17 protein-coding genes are annotated in these 16,991 nt (G+C 73.8%); 13 read left to right on the top strand and 4 right to left on the bottom strand.

The window, feature by feature from the left end:
* Positions 1–2: 2 nt before the first annotated feature.
* The 3 genes from FGW37_RS25420 to FGW37_RS25410 all read right to left on the bottom strand — a co-directional run bounded on the left by FGW37_RS25420 (position 3) and on the right by FGW37_RS25410 (position 4,280).
* On the bottom strand, positions 3–1,475 hold the full coding sequence (locus FGW37_RS25420; protein ID WP_179083169.1) for a DNA-3-methyladenine glycosylase 2 family protein: 1,473 nt from the start codon (positions 1,473–1,475) through the stop codon (positions 3–5).
* A gap of 296 nt (positions 1,476–1,771) precedes the next feature.
* Complete coding sequence (gene rsgA / locus FGW37_RS25415; RefSeq protein ID WP_179083168.1) at positions 1,772–2,878, bottom strand: ribosome small subunit-dependent GTPase A; 1,107 nt, start codon at positions 2,876–2,878, stop codon at positions 1,772–1,774.
* A gap of 217 nt (positions 2,879–3,095) precedes the next feature.
* Positions 3,096–4,280, bottom strand: coding sequence for a YihY/virulence factor BrkB family protein (locus tag FGW37_RS25410; protein ID WP_179083167.1), 1,185 nt, complete (start codon positions 4,278–4,280; stop codon positions 3,096–3,098).
* A gap of 250 nt (positions 4,281–4,530) precedes the next feature.
* Here FGW37_RS25410 and FGW37_RS25405 point away from each other — a divergent pair, with 250 nt between their 5' ends.
* The 13 genes from FGW37_RS25405 to FGW37_RS25350 all read left to right on the top strand — a co-directional run bounded on the left by FGW37_RS25405 (position 4,531) and on the right by FGW37_RS25350 (position 16,491).
* A complete protein-coding gene (locus FGW37_RS25405) occupies positions 4,531–5,793 on the top strand; it encodes a helix-turn-helix domain-containing protein (RefSeq protein ID WP_179083166.1) in 1,263 nt (420 codons plus the stop codon).
* Positions 5,794–6,281: 488 nt separating this feature from the next.
* The gene (locus FGW37_RS25400; RefSeq protein WP_425506590.1) at positions 6,282–6,863 is read left to right on the top strand and encodes a GNAT family N-acetyltransferase; all 582 of its coding nucleotides are present in this window, start codon (positions 6,282–6,284) and stop codon (positions 6,861–6,863) included.
* Positions 6,864–6,991: 128 nt separating this feature from the next.
* Positions 6,992–7,075 (top strand): putative leader peptide, encoded by an 84-nt coding sequence (locus FGW37_RS34205; RefSeq protein WP_353620284.1) that lies wholly within the window; start codon positions 6,992–6,994, stop codon positions 7,073–7,075.
* A 236-nt stretch (positions 7,076–7,311) separates the two neighbouring features.
* Entirely contained in the window at positions 7,312–9,009 is a 1,698-nt protein-coding gene (locus FGW37_RS25395) for a nitrite/sulfite reductase (RefSeq protein WP_179083165.1), read from the top strand.
* The gene (locus tag FGW37_RS25390) at positions 9,006–9,197 is read left to right on the top strand and encodes a hypothetical protein (RefSeq protein ID WP_179083164.1); all 192 of its coding nucleotides are present in this window, start codon (positions 9,006–9,008) and stop codon (positions 9,195–9,197) included. Before FGW37_RS25395 ends, FGW37_RS25390 begins: the two co-directional genes overlap by 4 nt.
* A complete protein-coding gene (locus FGW37_RS25385; RefSeq protein ID WP_179083163.1) occupies positions 9,194–9,883 on the top strand; it encodes a phosphoadenylyl-sulfate reductase in 690 nt (229 codons plus the stop codon). The genes FGW37_RS25390 and FGW37_RS25385 overlap by 4 nt, the downstream gene beginning before the upstream one ends.
* Positions 9,884–9,903: 20 nt before the next feature.
* Positions 9,904–10,437, top strand: a complete 534-nt coding sequence (gene cysC, locus FGW37_RS25380; protein ID WP_246430550.1) for an adenylyl-sulfate kinase — start codon at positions 9,904–9,906, stop codon at positions 10,435–10,437.
* Positions 10,434–11,348: a sulfate adenylyltransferase subunit CysD gene (cysD, locus tag FGW37_RS25375; protein ID WP_179083161.1), complete on the top strand. Its 915-nt coding sequence runs from the start codon at positions 10,434–10,436 to the stop codon at positions 11,346–11,348. Before cysC ends, cysD begins: the two co-directional genes overlap by 4 nt.
* Positions 11,349–11,350: 2 nt before the next feature.
* Positions 11,351–12,679 carry a sulfate adenylyltransferase subunit 1 gene (locus FGW37_RS25370; RefSeq protein ID WP_179083160.1) on the top strand — a complete coding sequence of 443 codons (1,329 nt, stop codon included), beginning with the start codon at positions 11,351–11,353 and terminating at the stop codon, positions 12,677–12,679.
* 174 nt (positions 12,680–12,853) lie between these two features.
* Positions 12,854–13,981, top strand: a complete 1,128-nt coding sequence (locus FGW37_RS25365) for an aliphatic sulfonate ABC transporter substrate-binding protein (protein ID WP_179083159.1) — start codon at positions 12,854–12,856, stop codon at positions 13,979–13,981.
* A 44-nt stretch (positions 13,982–14,025) separates the two neighbouring features.
* Entirely contained in the window at positions 14,026–14,829 is an 804-nt protein-coding gene (locus FGW37_RS25360; RefSeq protein ID WP_179083158.1) for an ABC transporter ATP-binding protein, read from the top strand.
* The gene (locus FGW37_RS25355) at positions 14,816–15,718 is read left to right on the top strand and encodes an ABC transporter permease (RefSeq protein WP_179083157.1); all 903 of its coding nucleotides are present in this window, start codon (positions 14,816–14,818) and stop codon (positions 15,716–15,718) included. Before FGW37_RS25360 ends, FGW37_RS25355 begins: the two co-directional genes overlap by 14 nt.
* Positions 15,715–16,491, top strand: coding sequence for a sirohydrochlorin chelatase (locus tag FGW37_RS25350; RefSeq protein WP_179083156.1), 777 nt, complete (start codon positions 15,715–15,717; stop codon positions 16,489–16,491). The genes FGW37_RS25355 and FGW37_RS25350 overlap by 4 nt, the downstream gene beginning before the upstream one ends.
* On the opposite strand, the gene FGW37_RS25345 is transcribed toward FGW37_RS25350, so the two are convergent.
* On the bottom strand, positions 16,422–16,925 hold the full coding sequence (locus FGW37_RS25345; RefSeq protein ID WP_246430549.1) for a MarR family winged helix-turn-helix transcriptional regulator: 504 nt from the start codon (positions 16,923–16,925) through the stop codon (positions 16,422–16,424). The genes FGW37_RS25350 and FGW37_RS25345 overlap by 70 nt on opposite strands.
* Positions 16,926–16,991: the final 66 nt, after the last annotated feature.

Below are 16,991 nucleotides of genomic sequence, written 5' to 3'. Positions count from 1 at the left end.
GGTCAGGATTCCTTGCGGGTCGGGGCGGCCGTGGCCGCGAGGTGCCGGAGGTGGTGGAGGGCGTAGCTGCGCCAGGGGCGCCAGGCGTCGGCGGCGCCGGGTTCCGCGCCGAGCGCGGCGAGGCCGTGGCGGACGCCGGCGTCGTCGCCGAGGAGGACGTCGGGGTCGCCGAGGGCCCGCATCCGGATGTATCCGGCGGTCCAGGGGCCTATGCCGGGGAGGCCGAGGAGGGCCCGGGCCGCTTCTTCGCGGTCCGCGCCGGGGTCGAGGCGGACGGTGCCGTCGGCGAGGGCCGTGGCCGTCGCGCGCAGGGCGCGTTTGCGGGCGTCGGGCATGCCGAGCTCGTCGAGTGCAGCGTCGGCGAGGGTGGCGGGCTCGGGGAAGAGGTGCGTGAGGCCGCCGTCGGGGGCGGGCAGCGGCTTGCCGTAGGCGGCGACGAGGCGCTCGCCGAGGCGTGCCCCGGCGGCCACGGTCACCTGCTGCCCGAGCACGGCGCGCACGGCCAGTTCCTCGCCGTCGGCCGCACCGGGCGAGCGCAGGCCGGGCCGGGCCTCGACGAGCGGGCGCAGCAGGGGGTCGGCGCCGAGCCGCTCGGCGACGGCGTAGGGGTCGGCGTCGAGGTCGAACAGGCGGCGTACGCGCTGGACGGCGGTGGCCAGGTCGCGGGGGTCGGTGAGGTGGAGCCGGCAGTCGAGCCAGGGTCCGTGCCGGCCGGCCCCGGGGCGGGGTTCGTGGACCTCGGCGACGCCGGTGCCGTAGGGCAGCCGCAGGGTGCGGCGGTAGAGGCGGGCGCCCTCGCTGCCGAGGACCTCCTCGACGCCGGGGACGGCGCGCCGCTGCAGGAAGTCGAAGATCTCGGGGGCGGCGTAGGGGCCGCGGTGGGCCAGCCGCAGCGGTATGCCTGCGCCGGCGGGGCGGCGACTCCTGGAGCCGCGCAGGCCACTGGGGGTGGCGGCGTAGATCTCGCGGATGGTGTCGTTGAACTGGCGCACGCTCGCGAAGCCCGCGGCGAAGGCGATCCCGGTGACCGGCATGTCGGTGGTCTGCAGCAGGACGCGTGCGGTGTGGGCGCGCTGGGCGCGGGCGAGGGCGATGGGGCCGGCGCCGAGTTCCTGGGTGAGCTGGCGGTGCACCTGCCGGGCGCTGTAGCCCAGGCGGGAGGCGAGGCCCGCGACGCCGTCGCGGTCGACGACGCCGTCGCCGATCAGGCGCATGGCGCGGCCGACGAGGTCGGCGCGGACGTTCCACTCGGCGGAGCCGGGGGCGGTGTCTGGGCGGCAGCGGCGGCAGGCGCGGAATCCGGCGCCCTGCGCGGCGGCGGCCGAGGGGTAGAAGCAGGCGTTCCGGCGCTTGGGGGTGACCGCGGGGCAGCTGGGGCGGCAGTAGATGCCGGTGGTCTTCACGGCGAGGAAGAACTCGCCGTCGAAGCGGGCGTCCCTGCTGTGTACCGCCTGGTAGCGGGCCTCGTCGTCCATGCGTCCAGTCTGCGGCACGGAGCCGCGTGCGACTGGCGGAAATCGGACGGGGCCTTCGGGGGCGCGGCGGCGGCCTCCCCGCCCCGGGCGCGCTACTCGGGCCCTGGGGCACGAGGGCCGGGGGCCGAGGGCCGACGGCAGCCCGGCACCGCCGACAGCCGCCGCCCGACATCTCGCCGTCGCGGCGGAGAAGTACCCCGCCGCGACGGCACCCAGCCACGAGGGCGCACCCCGGCGGTGCCGGACCTGCCCGGGCCGTACGGTACGGCAAGGCTCCCGGAGCGGGGAACCCGTGCCTACAGGCCGACGCCCCGCTTGCGCGCGTACGCCTCGCGGCCCTCCGCCGACTTCTGCTTCCAGTCGCGGCGGATCTCCGCCCGCAGCCGGGCGTCGGTGCGGGAGGCGATCCACGCGTTCTCGCGCTGCAGCTTGCGGTAGCTGTCGAGGCGCCGCTGCCCCAGCTCCCCCGAGTCGACCGCCGCGAGGACGGCGCAGCCGGGCTCGGCGGCGTGCCCGCAGTCGTGGAACCGGCAGCGGGCGGCCAGCTCCTCGATCTCGGCGAACGTCTGCGAGAGGCCGCTCTCCGCGTCCCACAGGCCGACGCCGCGCAGCCCCGGGGTGTCGATCAGGACACCGCCGGAGGGCAGCTTGAGCATGTTGCGCGTGGTGGTGGTGTGACGGCCCTTGCCGTCCCGGTCGCGGGCGGCGTTGACGCCCTGGACCTCCTCGCCGACGAGGGCGTTGGCGAGGGTGGACTTGCCCGCGCCGGACTGGCCGAGCAGCACGGACGTGCCCCCGGTCAGGGAGGCGGCGAGGACGTCGACGCCCTCGCCGGTCTCCGCGCTGACGGCGAGCACCTGGGCGCCCGGCGCCACGGTGGCCGTGTCGGCGACGAGGTGGCCGAGGACGACGGGGTCGGGCACGAGGTCGGCCTTGGTGAGGACCACCATCGGCTCGGCGCCGCTCTCCCAGGCCAGGGCCAGGAACCGCTCGACGCGGCCCAGGTCCAGCTCCACGGCCAGCGAGACCGCGATGATCGCGTGGTCGACGTTGGCGGCGAGGACCTGGCCCTCGGAGCGCTTGGAGGACGTGGAGCGTACGAACGCGCTGCGGCGGGGCAGCAGGGCGAGCACCATTTCGCGGTCGGTGTCGACGGCGGCCCAGTCGCCGGTGCACATGATGTTCAGCGGGTCGCCGGTGGTGACGAGCGCGGTGTCGGCCTGCACGGTGTGCACGCCGGTGCCGTCCGGCGCGGGCACGACGACGTCGCAGCGGCCCCGGTCGACGCGGACGATGCGGCCGGGGACGGCGCCCCCGGCGGCGTGTGCGGTGAATGCGGTGAAGCTGTCAGCGAACCCTTCGTCCCAGCCGTAGGGGGCGAGAGGGTGTGAGAGCTCGGTCAAGACGGTGTTCCTTAAAGGAGAAGGAGGAGGGGGTGACGGACTTCTGCTGGGTGCGAGCCGTGACAGTCATCGGTCCTCGCCTCCTCTCCTGGGAACACGCGTCCTTCGCGCTGGGGTGAGCTTAAGCGGGGCGCACGGGCGTGCGCGAAAGGTTTTTCCCGTCGCCTTCTCTGCTCGTCGCTTCCCTGCTTCTCTGCTCGTCGCCTGCTCTAGTCCTCTAGTCGCGCCGCTTCGCGTGCCGCGCGTGCTTGGGCTGGTGGCCCTCCTTCTGGAGGCGGGAGCGGACGTCGTCCGGGGGCAGGAACTGGGCCCACCGCTCCGGGAACTCCGAGGGCGGCTCGCGGTCCTGGCCGATCACGCCCTCGTCCGGGCCGTAGTCGTCGAGGTCGTCCTCCAGGCTCGCCTCCAGGGCGCGGGCCGCGCGCTCGGCCGCCTCCTGCGCCGCGGCCGCGGCCCGGAGCCGGTCGACGTCGGCCCGCGCGGCGGCGGTGGCCACCGACGGCCACACCCGGTCGAGCGCGGCGTTGACGGCCGCGCCGACGAGCACGGCGAAGGCCGAGACGCCGATCCACAGCAGCACGGCGACGGGCGCGGCGAGGGAGCCGTAGATGGTCAGCCCCTCCACCGTGTGGGTGAGGTAGATCCGCAGCAGGAAGCTGCCGAAGACCCACATCGTCAGCGCGACGAGCGCCCCGGGGATGTCCTCCTGCCAGGGCGAGCGGACCGGCACGGACACGTGGTAGAGCGTGGTGAGGAAGGCGATGCACAGCAGGATGACGACGGGCCAGTACAGGAAGCGCACGACGTCGGCGCTCCAGGGCACGACGTCCACCACCGCCTCGGGCCCGGCGACCAGCAGCGGCAGCGCCACCGCCCCGATGAGCAGGGCGACGATGTAGAGGAGGAAGGCGAGCAGGCGGGTCCGGACGATGCCGCGCTTGCCCTCCAGCCCGTACATGATCGTGATGGTGTCGACGAAGACGTTGACGGCGCGCGAACCGGACCACAACGCGATGGCGAAGCCGACGGAGATGACGTCGGGGCGGCCCTTGGTGACGTCCCGCAGCAGGGGCCGGGCGATCTCGTTGACGCCCTTGTCGCTGAGGACCGTCGCGGACGCCTTGAGGATGTTCTCCTGGATGGAGCCGATGGTGTTGGTACCGGTCCAGTCGTCCAGGTAGCCCAGCAGGCCGAGGAGGCCCAGCAGCAGCGGCGGCAGCGACAGCAGGGTGAAGAACGCGGCCTCCGCCGCGAGCCCGGTCACGCGGTATTCGATGCAGGAGTTGACCGTGTCCTTCAGAAGAAGCCACGCCATCCTGCGTTTCGAGACATTTCGGTACAGGACGCGAGCCCTGTGCAGCCGGCCGGCCCGACGCCCCGGTGATTCGTTTGCTGCCTGCACGCTCTAACCGTATCCGCCCTGGCAGCATCGGCTCGCACGCCCGCCGAACAGACGGGCGACACGGGGCCGGACGAGACGGTACGGGGCGGACGGGCGTCCGGTGGAGGGTGATGCTGCGCCGACTCGGCACCACCCTCCGGCCGCTCTCCCACACCATCCGCCCGCGGCGCGCCCCCGCGCAACGGTTGCATGGAGTTGCAATCCTGCGGATGCCCCGGCGGACGGGCCCGCGGGACGGCACCATGGCAGCGTGAACCGCGGAACCACCGACGAACGCCTGCTGCCGGCCGTCCGGGAGGCCTGCCTGGGTGACGCACGGCCTCCCGTGCCCCCGCGCCCGGTCATCGGGCAGTCCTGGCACCGCGTCCGGCTGCGGGGCGTCGATCCGGAGAAGGGCGGTTCGTCCCCGCCGCTGCCGGCCGACGAGGTCGAGCAGCGGCGGCAGCGCTCGCCGCTGGCGGCGCTGCTCGGGCAGCTGCACGAGGGCCTGGGGTCGGTGGTCGACATCGAGCGGCACCTGATGGCCGTCACCGACGCCGAGGGGCGGGTGCTGTGGCGGCAGGGGAACCCCGGCGTGCTGCGCAGCGCCGACCGGCTCGGCTTCGACGTGGGGGCGTCCTGGGCCGAGGAGCTCGTGGGCACCAACGGCATCGGCACCTCGCTCGTCGAGCGGCGCCCGGTGCAGGTGCGCTCGGCCGAGCACTTCGTCCGCACCCACCACGCGTGGACGTGCGCGGCGGCCCCGCTGCACGATCCGCGCGACGGGCGGCTGCTGGGCGTGCTGAACGTCAGCGGGCCGGCACCGGTGTTCAACCCCGCCACGCTGCCGCTGGTCACGGCGGTCGCGAAGCTGGGCGAGGGGGAGCTGCGGGCCCGGCACTGGGAGTCGGTGGAGCGGCTGCGGGCGGTCGCGGCCCCCATGCTGGCCCGGGTGAGCGGGCGGGCTCTGGTGGTGGACCGCGACGGCTGGGCGGCGGCGGTGACCGGCATGGGGCCGGTGGGCCGGGTCGCCCTGCCCAAGTCGGTGCAGGCGGGGCGGGCGTGGCTGCCCTCGCTCGGTCCGTGCTCGCTCGCGCCCCTGCCGGACGGCTGGCTGGTGCAGGTGGAGGAGGCGCCGCGCACCGAGCTCGTGCCCAACCGCGTCGTGCTCGACGTGCGCGGCCCGCGCCGCTGGACGGTCACGGTCGCGGGCGCCGCCGGCGAGTGGTCGCAGGAGCTCAGCCCGCGCCACGCCGAGCTGCTGTACGTGCTGGCGCGGCACCCCGGGGGCCGCTCCGCCGCGGAGCTCGCGGCGGACCTGTTCGGCGACGCCTCCCGGACGGTCACGGTCCGCGCGGAGATGTCGCGCATGCGCCGCACCTTGGGGGGCGTGCTCAGCCACCGCCCGTACCGCTTCGCGGACGGCGTCGACGTCCACCTGCTGACCCCACCACGGGGCGAAGACCTCCTGCCGTCGTCAACGGCCCCGGTAGTCCTGACGGACCGCACAGACCTCCCAGGCGGGACGGCCTGACGCGGCCCCGCACCCACGGCACCGGGCGGTACCGCGGCAGCAAGAGAAAGAGCCGCTCCAGGATCGAAAGCCGCGGCAACCCACTCCCGCCGCGACGGCGATCAGCCCCCACGAGGCACCCGGCGGTGCCGAGCCGACCCGAGGCCCGCCCGGCACCGCCGGACCCCACCGCGACGGCTCAGCGCCGCGGCGGCGGGAAAAAGCTGCGGCCTCGACCGGATCGCAGCCGCGACCCACGCCCCACAGCGCCGCACGCTCGGCGCCAACCCACTTCCGCCGCAACGGCGATCAACCCCTCCCAAGGTTCCCGGCGGTGCCGAACCGCCCCCAAGGCCCGCCCGGCACCGCCGGACCCCACCGCGACGGCTGAGCGCCGCGGCGGCGGGATCAAACACGTGGGCGCACCGCGCGCCACCCTGTGCGTGGGATCGCCGGCCATGGCGGCCCCCGGCCGCCACCCGCCCCCCGCGCCGTGGTTCGCTGGGCGTATGAGTATCCGTACGACCACCGTGACCACCTGGTCCCTGGAACAGACCTCGCCCGCCGACCTCGTGCCCGTCCAGGTGCCGGACGCCGCGTCCGGCATCCGGATCGTCCGCGCCGAGGTGCCCTCGCCCGAGTTCAGCCGGTTCCTCTACACGGCCGTCGGCGGCGACGTGACCTGGCTCGACCGGCTGCCCTGGAGCTACGAGCAGTGGCGCGCGCACCTGGAGCGGCCCGGCGTGGAGACCTGGGTGGCCTACGAGCACGGGACGCCGGCGGGCTACATCGAGCTGGATCCGCAGCCCGGGGGCACGGTCGAGATCGTCTACTTCGGGCTGATCGCGGCGTTCCGCGGCCGCCGGATCGGCGGCCACCTGCTGTCGTACGGCACCACGCGGGCCTGGGACCTGGCCGACCGCTGGGAGGGCCTGGAGCCGACCGAGCGGGTCTGGCTGCACACCTGCAGCCTCGACGGCGAGCACGCGGTGGCCAACTACGAGAAGCGCGGCTTCCGTTTGTTTGCGACCAAGACCGAGGAGCAGCCGGAGACCGCACCGCCCGGGCCCTGGCCGGGCGCCCACGCCTGAGCACAGGCAGCGCACCCGTCACGGGCGGCACAGGCCGCCGAGCGAACCCGTCCCGTATCCCGGGACGGGTTCGTCCACATTACGGACAATGGTGGACTGGCCGGATCCCGCCGTGCCACGCTTCCCCCATGTCCGGAGCTGGAATCGTCTTGGTGAGTCGGCGTCACGTCGACCTCGTCCGCGTGTCCAGCGCCATCTGTCCGGCGGGCTGACGTCTCAGCACCAGCACTGCCGTTTCCTGACTTTCGCCCGCTCCCCCGCCGTCCCCGATGCCGCGGACGAGCGTCCCCCTTGCGCACCCGCGCCGCCCCGTGAGCACCCGCACCCGTACCCGTCCCGGTACACGTAACCCGTACCCGTACCCGTACTCGCACCTGTACCCGTACCCGTACGCAGGTGCCGGGCGCACCCGTGGGCGTACCCGCAGGCCACCGAAGGACATACCGCCATGGCTGCCACCTCGCACACCCCCTCAGCCGCCACGTCCCGCCGCAAGGCCGGCCGCCACCGCGGCGAGGGCCAGTGGGCCGTGGGCCACTTCACCCCGCTCAACGGCAACGAGCAGTTCAAGAAGGACGACGACGGTCTCAATGTGCGGACACGCATTGAGACGATCTACTCGAAGGCCGGCTTCGACTCCATCGACCCCGCCGACCTGCGCGGACGGATGCGCTGGTGGGGGCTGTACACCCAGCGCAAGCCGGGGATCGACGGCGGCAAGACCGCGATCCTGGAGCCGGAGGAGCTGGACGACGAGTACTTCATGATGCGGGTCCGCATCGACGGCGGCCGGCTCACCGTCGCCCAGCTGCGCGCCATCGGCGAGGTCTCGCAGACCTACGCCCGCGGCACGGCCGACATCACCGACCGGCAGAACATCCAGCTGCACTGGGTGCGCATCGAGGACGTGCCCGCCATCTGGGAGAAGCTGGAGGCCGTCGGGCTCTCGACGACGGAGGCGTGCGGCGACTGCCCGCGCGTGATCATCGGCTCGCCGGTCGCCGGGATCGCCGCGGACGAGATCCTCGACGGCACGCCCGCCATCGAGGAGATCGAGCGCCGCTACATCGGCAGCAGGGAATTCTCCAACCTGCCGCGGAAGTTCAAGTCGGCGGTCTCCGGATCGCCGGTGCAGGACGTGGTCCACGAGATCAACGACATCGCGTTCGTCGGCGTCGTCCACCCCGAGCACGGGCCCGGCTTCGACGTCTGGGTCGGCGGCGGGCTCTCCACCAACCCCCGCCTCGGGGAGCGGCTCGGCGCCTGGGTGCCGCTGGAGGACGTGCCGGACGTGTGGGCCGGCGTCGCCGGCATCTTCCGCGACTACGGCTACCGGCGCCTGCGCACCCGCGCCCGGCTGAAGTTCCTGATGGCGGACTGGGGCCCGGAGCGCTTCCGCGACGTCCTGGAGAACGAGTACCTGCAGCGGAAGCTCGCCGACGGGCCGCCGCCGGCCGATCCGAGCAATCGCTGGCGCGATCACGTAGGCGTGCACGAGCAGAAGGACGGCCGCTTCTACGTGGGCTTCGCCCCGCGCGTCGGCCGGGTGGACGGCAGCACCCTCACCAAGATCGCCGAACTGGCGGCGGCCCACGGCTCGGACCGGCTCAACACCACGGTCGAGCAGAAGATGATCATCTTGGACGTGGTGCGGGAGCAGGTGGACTCCCTCGTCACCGGGCTGGAGGCGCTGGGCTTCCAGGTCACGCCCTCCCCCTTCCGGCGCGGCACGATGGCCTGCACCGGCATCGAGTTCTGCAAGCTCGCCATCGTGGAGACCAAGGCGCGCGGCGCCTCCCTGATCGACGAACTCGAGCGCCGGATGCCGGACTTCGAGGAGCCGGTCACCATCAACATCAACGGCTGCCCCAACGCCTGCGCCCGCATCCAGACCGCGGACATCGGCCTCAAGGGCCAGCTCGTGCTGGACGCGGACGGCCACCAGGTCGAGGGCTTCCAGGTGCACCTGGGAGGCGCGCTGGGCCTGCAGGCCGGCTTCGGCCGCAAGGTCCGCGGCCTGAAGGTCACCTCCGAGGAACTGCCCGACTACATCGAGCGGGTGCTGACCCGCTTCGGCGAACAGCGCGAGGACGGCGAGCGGTTCGCGGCCTGGGTCGCGCGCGCCGGTGAGGCGGACCTGTCATGAGCGGACGCGCCGCCCCCTTCTACTGCCCCTACTGCGGCGACGAGGACCTGCGCCCGTCCGAAGAGGGGCACGGGGCCTGGGAATGCGCAGCCTGCAGCCGCGCGTTCCGCCTGTCGTTCCTCGGGCTGCTGGCCCCGGGCCACCGGGGCCCCGCGCCCGTACCCGGCGAAGGGGACGGCACCTCATGACCGCCACCGACCTGCGGGCGCTCGCCGAACGGGCGGGCCGCGAGCTGGAGGAGGCCCCGGCGCCGGAGATACTGCGCTGGGCCGCCGAGACCTTCGGGGAGCGCTTCTGCGTCACCTCCTCCATGGAGGACGCGGTCGTCGCCCACCTCGCCTCGCGCGCCCTGCCCGGCGTCGACGTCGTCTTCCTCGACACCGGCTACCACTTCCCGGAGACCATCGGCACCCGCGACGCGGTCGCCGCCGTGATGGACGTCAACGTCATCACCCTCACGCCCCGCGCGACCGTCGCCGAACAGGACGCCGCCCACGGACCCCGGCTGCACGAGCGCGACCCCGACCTGTGCTGCGCGCTGCGCAAGGTCGAGCCGCTGGAGCGCGGGCTCGCCGCGTACGACGCCTGGGCGACCGGGCTGCGCCGCGACGAGTCCCCCACCCGCGCGGGCACCCCCGTCGTCGGCTGGGACGAGCGGCGGCGGAAGGTGAAGGTCTCCCCCATCGCCCGCTGGACCCAGGAGGATGTGAACGCGTACGTCGCCGGACACGGCGTGCTCACCAACCCGTTGCTGATGGACGGCTACGCCTCCGTCGGCTGCGCGCCCTGCACCCGCAGGATCGCCGCGGGCGAGGACGCGCGCGCCGGGCGCTGGGCCGGAACGGCCAAGACCGAATGCGGGCTGCACGGATGACACAGGAGCAGGAGCAAAGGATGAGCGGGGCCACCATCTGGCTCACCGGCCTGCCGAGCGCGGGCAAGACCACGATCGCCCGGGCGCTGGCCGGACGGCTGCGCGACGAGGGACACCGGGTGGAGGTGCTGGACGGCGACGAGATCCGCGAGTTCCTCTCGGCCGGGCTGGGCTTCTCCCGGGAGGACCGGGACACCAACGTGCGGCGGATCGGCTTCGTCGCACAGCTGCTCGCCGCGCACGGCGTGAAGGTGCTCGTCCCGGTGATCGCACCGTACGCGGACTCCCGCGAGGCGGTGCGCAAGCACCACCAGGAGCGGGGCACGGGCTATCTGGAGGTGCACGTGGCCACACCCGTCGAGGTGTGCTCGGTCCGGGACGTCAAGGGCCTGTACGCGCGGCAGGCGGCGGGCGAGATCTCCGGGCTGACCGGGGTCGACGACCCCTACGAGGCTCCGGCCGACCCGGACCTGCGGATCGGGGCGCACGAGCAGAGCGTGGCGGAGTCGGCAGGGGCGCTGCACGCCCTGCTGGCGGGACGGGGGCTGGCATGAGCGCCGCCGGAAGCCCCTTCGCCCTGCCCCACCTGGAGGTGCTGGAGTCGGAGGCGGTGCACGTCTTCCGTGAGGTGGCGGGGGAGTTCGAGCGGCCGGTGCTGCTGTTCTCGGGCGGCAAGGACTCCATCGTCATGCTGCACCTGGCACTGAAGGCCTTCGCCCCCGCGCCCCTGCCCTTCGCCCTGCTGCACGTCGACACCGGCCACAACTTCCCCGAAGTCCTCGCCTACCGCGACCGCACCGTCGCCGAGCACGGACTGCGCCTGCACGTCGCCTCCGTCCAGGAGGCCATCGACACCGGACGCGTCCGCGAGCGCCCCGACGGCACCCGCAACCCCCTGCAGACCGTCCCCCTCCTCGACGCCATCACCCGCCACCGCTTCGACGCCGTCTTCGGCGGCGGCCGCCGCGACGAGGAGAAAGCCCGCGCCAAGGAACGCGTGTTCTCCCTGCGCGACGAGTTCGGCGGCTGGGACCCCCGCCGCCAGCGCCCCGAACTGTGGCAGCTCTACAACGGCCGCCACGCCCCCGGCGAGCACGTCCGCGTCTTCCCCCTGTCCAACTTCACCGAACTCGACGTCTGGCAGTACATCGCCCGCGAGAAGATCGAACTGCCCGCGATCTACTTCGCCCACGAACGCGAGGTCTTCGCCCGCAACGGCATGTGGCTCGCCCCCGGCGCCTGGGGCGGCCCCCGCGACGGCGAGGAGAGCCGGATACGCACCGTGCGCTACCGCACCGTCGGCGACATGTCCTGCACCGGCGCCGTCGACTCCCACGCCACCACCGTCGAAGAGGTCATCACCGAGATCACCGCCTCCCGCCTCACCGAACGCGGCGCCACCAGAGCCGACGACAGACTCTCCGAAGCCGCCATGGAGGACCGCAAACGCGAGGGGTACTTCTAACCATGAGCACTGTGACCGACACGACCACGACCGCGACCTCGCTGCTGCGCTTCGCCACCGCCGGATCCGTCGACGACGGCAAGTCCACGCTGGTCGGCCGCCTCCTGCACGACTCCAAGTCCGTCCTGGCCGACCAGCTGGAGGCCGTCGAGCACGCCTCCCGCAGCCGCGGCGCCGGCGCCCCGGACCTGGCGCTGCTGACGGACGGCCTGCGCGCCGAGCGCGAGCAGGGCATCACCATCGACGTCGCCTACCGCTACTTCGCCACGCCCCGGCGGCGCTTCATCCTCGCCGACACCCCCGGCCACGTGCAGTACACGCGCAACATGGTCACCGGGGCGTCCACCGCCCAGGCCGCCGTCGTCCTCGTCGACGCCCGCAACGGCGTCGTCGAGCAGACCCGCCGCCACGCCGCCGTCGCGGCGCTCCTGCGCGTCCCGCACGTCGTCCTCGCCGTCAACAAGATGGACCTCGCCGGCTACGCGGAGCCCGTCTTCGCCGCCATCGCCGAGGAGTTCACCGCCTACGCGAGCGGGCTGGGCGTCCCCGAGGTCACCGCCATCCCGGTCTCCGCGCTCGCCGGGGACAACGTGGTGGCGCCGTCCGCGCACATGGACTGGTACGGCGGCCCCACCGTCCTGGAGTACCTGGAGACGGTGCCCGTCGTCACCGACCCCACCGCCGACCCCGCGCGCTTCCCTGTCCAGTACACGATCAGGCCTCAGACGGCCGAGCACCCCGACTACCGCGGCTACGCGGGGCAGATCGCCTCCGGGGTGCTGCGCGTCGGCGAGCCGGTCACCGTCCTGCCGTCGGGGCGCACGAGCACGATCGCCGCCATCGACGCGCTCGGCCAGAGCGTCGACGTGGCCTGGGCGCCGCAGTCGGTGACCCTGCGCCTCGCCGACGACCTCGACGTCTCCCGCGGCGACCTCATCGCCCCCACCGCCGGCGCGCCGCAGGTCACCCGGGACGTCGAGGCGACCGTCTGCCACCTCGCCGACCAGCCGCTGCTCCCCGGCGCCCGCGTCCTGCTCAAGCACACCACCCGCACCGTCCGGGCCCTCGTCAAGGACATCCCCTCCCGTCTCACCCTCGACGACCTCTCCCAGCACCCCGCGCCGGGCCGCCTGGAGGCCAACGACATCGGGCGCGTCACGCTGCGCACCGCCGAGCCGATCGCCCTCGACCCCTACGCCGCCTCCCGCCACACCGGCTCCTTCCTCCTCATCGACCCCGGCGACGGCACGACGCTGACCGCCGGCATGGCGGGCGAGGCGTTCGCGGCGGGGCCCGGGGAGCCGTCCGACGACGAGGGATGGGATTTCTGAGATGACGGCCGCGATCGCGAACGGCTCGGCGGGCGGCATCGGCCGATGTGCGTGCTGACGCCCGTACCGACGGCGTCAGTGCCCCGCCTCTTCCCGTACCAGTCACTTCCCTTACGCCCCGCCGAAGCGCCGGGCGTCCCCTAGCCCTACCCCGGCCCGTCGAGAGGACCCCCCGTGCCCGCCGCCGCCCGCTCCGTCCGCCGCCGCGCACTCGCCGCCGTCGCCGCCCTGCCCCTGCTGATCGGCGCCCTCGGCGCCTGCGGCTACGGGTCGCAGAGGGACACCTCCGCCGCCGGGTCCGGGGCGGGCGAGGGGAAGGGCGCGCAGGGCAGGAAACTCTCCGCCGGCACCGTCCGGATCGGCTACTTCCCCAACATCACCCACGCCACGCCGCTGGTCGGCGAGCAGGAGGGGCTGCTCCAGAAGGAGCTGGGCGGCACCAAGCTCCGCTCGACGACGTTCAACGCGGGTCCGTCCGAGATCGAGGCGCTCAACGCGGGCTCGATCGACATCGGCTGGATCGGCCCGTCGCCCGCGATCAACGGCTACGTGAAGTCCAAGGGCAAGAGCCTGCGCATCGTCTCGGGCTCGGCGTCGGGCGGCGTGAAGCTGGTCGTCGACCCGAAGAAGATCTCCTCCCCGGACGACGTCAAGGGCAAGCGGATCGCCACCCCGCAGAAGGGCAACACTCAGGACGTGGCGTTCCTCCACTGGATCGCGGGCAAGGGCTGGAAGGTCGACCCGCAGAGCGGCAAGGGCGACGTCTCGGTCGTCCGCACGGACAACAAGGTGACTCCCGACGCCTTCAAGTCCGGCTCGGTGGACGGCGCGTGGGTGCCCGAGCCGACCGCCTCGAAGCTGGTCTCCGAGGGCGGCAAGGTGCTCCTGGACGAGTCCGGGCTGTGGCCGGACGGGAAGTTCGTCATCACCAATGTGATCGTGTCGCAGAAGTTCCTCGACGCGCACCCCGACGTGGTCGAGGCCGTGCTGCGCGGCTCGGTGAGGACCAACGCCTGGATCAAGGCGAACCCGGAGAAGGCCGAGGCCTCGGCGAACGCGGCGCTGAAGAAGCTCTCCGGCAAGAGCCTGCCCGCCGAAATCATCGCCCCGGCCTGGAAGTCCATAGAGGTCCTCGACGACCCGCTGGCCGCGTCGCTGGAAGCGGAAGCGGAACACGCCGTCAGGGCCGGGCTGCTGGAGAAGCCGGACCTTTCGGGGATCTACGACCTGACCGTGCTCAACAAGGTTCTCAAGGCCGAGGGCAGGCCCGCGGTGACCGCCGCGAAGCTCGGCAAGCAGTAGCCGCCCGCCCGTCGTATCCCGCCCCATCCCCAGGAGGTGACCGGATGGCCCCGGCACTGACGACCGACAAGGCCGGCCCGGCCGAGATCGCGGGCCGCGAGCCCGCGGCGGTCCGGATCGCGAACGTCCACAAGTCCTTCGGCCGGCCCGGCGCGGCCCAGCCCGTGCTGGACGACATCTCTCTGGAGGTGCGCCCGGGCGAGTTCGTGTGCCTCCTGGGGGCCTCGGGCTGCGGCAAGTCCACGCTGCTGAACCTGGTGGCCGGCCTGGACCGGCCGACCGCCGGCACCATCGACGTGCCCGGCGGCCGCCCGGCGCTGATGTTCCAGGAGCACGCGCTGTTCCCCTGGCTCACCGCGGGCCGCAACATCGAGCTGGCGCTGCGGCTGCGCGGGGTCGCGCGCGCGGAGCGGCGGCCGGAGGCGGAGCGGCTCCTGGAGCTCGTACGGCTCTCCGGCGCGTACGGCAAGCGGGTGCACGAGCTGTCGGGCGGCATGCGGCAGCGCGTCGCCCTCGCCCGCGCCCTGGCGCAGGACAGCCAGGTCCTGCTGATGGACGAGCCGTTCGCGGCGCTGGACGCGATCACCCGGGACGTCCTGCACCACGAGCTGACCCGCATCTGGTCCGAGACCTCGCTGTCGGTGCTGTTCGTCACCCACAACGTCCGTGAGGCGGTACGGCTCGCGGAGCGCGTCGTACTGCTGTCCTCGCGGCCGGGGCGGGTGGCCCGGCAGTGGGCCGTAGACATACCCCAGCCCCGCCGCATCGAGGACGCGGCGGTTGCGGACCTGTCCGTCGAGATCACCGAAGAACTGCGTGGGGAGATCCGCCGCCATGGCCGGCACTGAGACGGGCGCCCGGAGCGCCTCCGGCAGCCCGCACGACCTCTCCGGCCTGGAGGCCGGGCTCGACGCCCTGGACGCGGTGGAGGTCCGGCGCGCCCCCTTCACCCAGGTGCTGCTCCACAAGGTGCTGCCGCCCCTGACGGCCGTCGTCCTGGTCCTCGCGGTCTGGAAGCTGCTGGTCGTCGCGGAGGTCACCGACGACTACAAGCTGCCCGACCCGTCCGCGGTGTGGCACAACCTGGAGGAGCTGTGGCTGCGCGGCACGCTCCTGGACATCGTCTGGACGTCCGTCTCGCGCGGCCTGCTGGGCTTCGCCGCGGCGCTCGCCCTCGGCACGCCGCTCGGCCTGCTCGTCGCGCGCGTGAAGTTCGTCCGGGCCGCGCTCGGCCCCGTCCTGTCCGGGCTGCAGTCGCTGCCGTCGGTCGCCTGGGTGCCCGCGGCGGTGATCTGGCTGGGCATCACCGACGCGGCGATGTACGCGGTGATCCTGCTGGGCGCGGTGCCCTCCATCGCCAACGGCCTGGTGTCCGGCATCGACCAGGTGCCGCCGCTGTACCTGCGGGCGGGCCGCACCATGGGCGCCACGGGGCTGCGCGGCGCCCGGCACGTCCTGCTGCCCGCCGCGCTCCCCGGCTACATCGCGGGGCTCAAGCAGGGCTGGGCGTTCTCCTGGCGGTCCCTGATGGCCGCCGAGCTCATCGCCTCCTCCCCCGATCTCGGCCTCGGGCTCGGCCAGTACTTGGAGAACGCGCGCACCGACTCCGACATGCCGGGGGTGCTCCTCGGCATCCTCCTCATCCTCTTCGTCGGCATCGCCATCGACCTGGCCGTCTTCAGCCCGCTGGAGCGCCGGGTGCTGCGGACGCGCGGACTGGCCGCGGCGAACCGATGACCGCGGCGTCCCTGCTCCTCGTCGCCCACGGCAGCCGCGACCCGCGCCATGCGGCCACCGTCCTGGAGCTGCGCGCGCGGGTGGCCGCGGCGCGGCCCGGGCTCCGGGTCGAGGTGGGCTTCCTCGATTTCTGCGTGCCGAGCGTGCCGCGGGTGCTGGAGCGGCTGGCCGCGCAGGGGGTGCGCGACGTCGTCGCCGTGCCCCTGCTGCTGACCCGCGCCTTCCACGCCAAGGCCGACATCCCGGCCGTGCTGCGGGCGGCGACGGCGGGGCTGCCGGGCCTGCGCGTGACGCAGGCTCAGGTGCTGGGGCCCGCTCCCCTGCTGACGGCCGCCCTGGAGCGGCGGCTGCGGCAAGCCGGTCTGCCGCTCGGCGACCGGCGCCCGACCGGGGTCGTCCTGGCCTCGGCGGGCTCCTCCGACCCGGAGGCGAACGCGGTGATCGCAGACATCGCGCGGGAGTGGCGGCGTACCGGTTGGTGCGCCGTGCGGCCCGCGTTCGCCTCCGCCTCCCCGCCGCACGTGGCGGACGCCGTGCGGGCCCTGCGCGCCGAGGGGGCCCGCCGGGTGGCGGTCGCCCCGTACGTCCTCGCACCCGGCCGGCTGCCGGACCGCATCGCGCGGGGAGCGGCGGAGGGCGGCGCGGACGTCCTGGCGGACGTGCTGGGGGCGGCGCCGGAGGTGGTGGCGGTGGTGGTGCGGCGTTACGAAGAAGCAGCGGCGGGGGGCGTGCTCTCCCCGGCCCGGCCGGCCGCCCGCAGGCGTTCGGCCTGAGTGCGGCCGACCTCCGCGCCCTTGCGCAGGTAGTCGCCGATGACGGCGAGCTCCTCGTCCCCGTAGCCGTCGAGGACCGCCATGAAGGCGCCGCCCGGCACGTCCCAGGCCGCGCTGATACGGCTCTGCGCCGCGGGGGCCAGGGCCACCAGGGCGCGGCGGCGGTCGCCGGGGTCGGCGTGGCGCTCCACGAGGCCTGCCTTCTCCAGCCGGTCCACGAGGCGGGTGGCCGAGCCGGGGGTGAGGCCCGCGAGCCGGGCGACCTCGCCGGTGCTCAGCGGCTCGCGCTCCATGGCGAGCAGGCTGAGGCACTGCAGGTCGGTGGGGTGGAGTCCGAGGTGGTCGGCCATGGTCTGGTTCAAGAGCGTCCAGGCGGCGTAGTGCCGGCGGCTCTCTTCCTTGATCCGATCCACCAGCTCCGCACGCTTCGGCACCGGCCCGCTCCGCTCTTCCGGGAAATTGCTTGCGCGACGCAATGTCTGCGCACCACAATGATTGTG

Source organism: Streptomyces rectiverticillatus (assembly GCF_013394065.1).
Classification (GTDB): Bacteria; Actinomycetota; Actinomycetes; order Streptomycetales; family Streptomycetaceae; genus Streptomyces; species Streptomyces rectiverticillatus.
The sequence above is the reverse complement of the archived record's forward strand: the minus strand, read 5'-3'. Positions and strand labels throughout refer to the sequence as shown.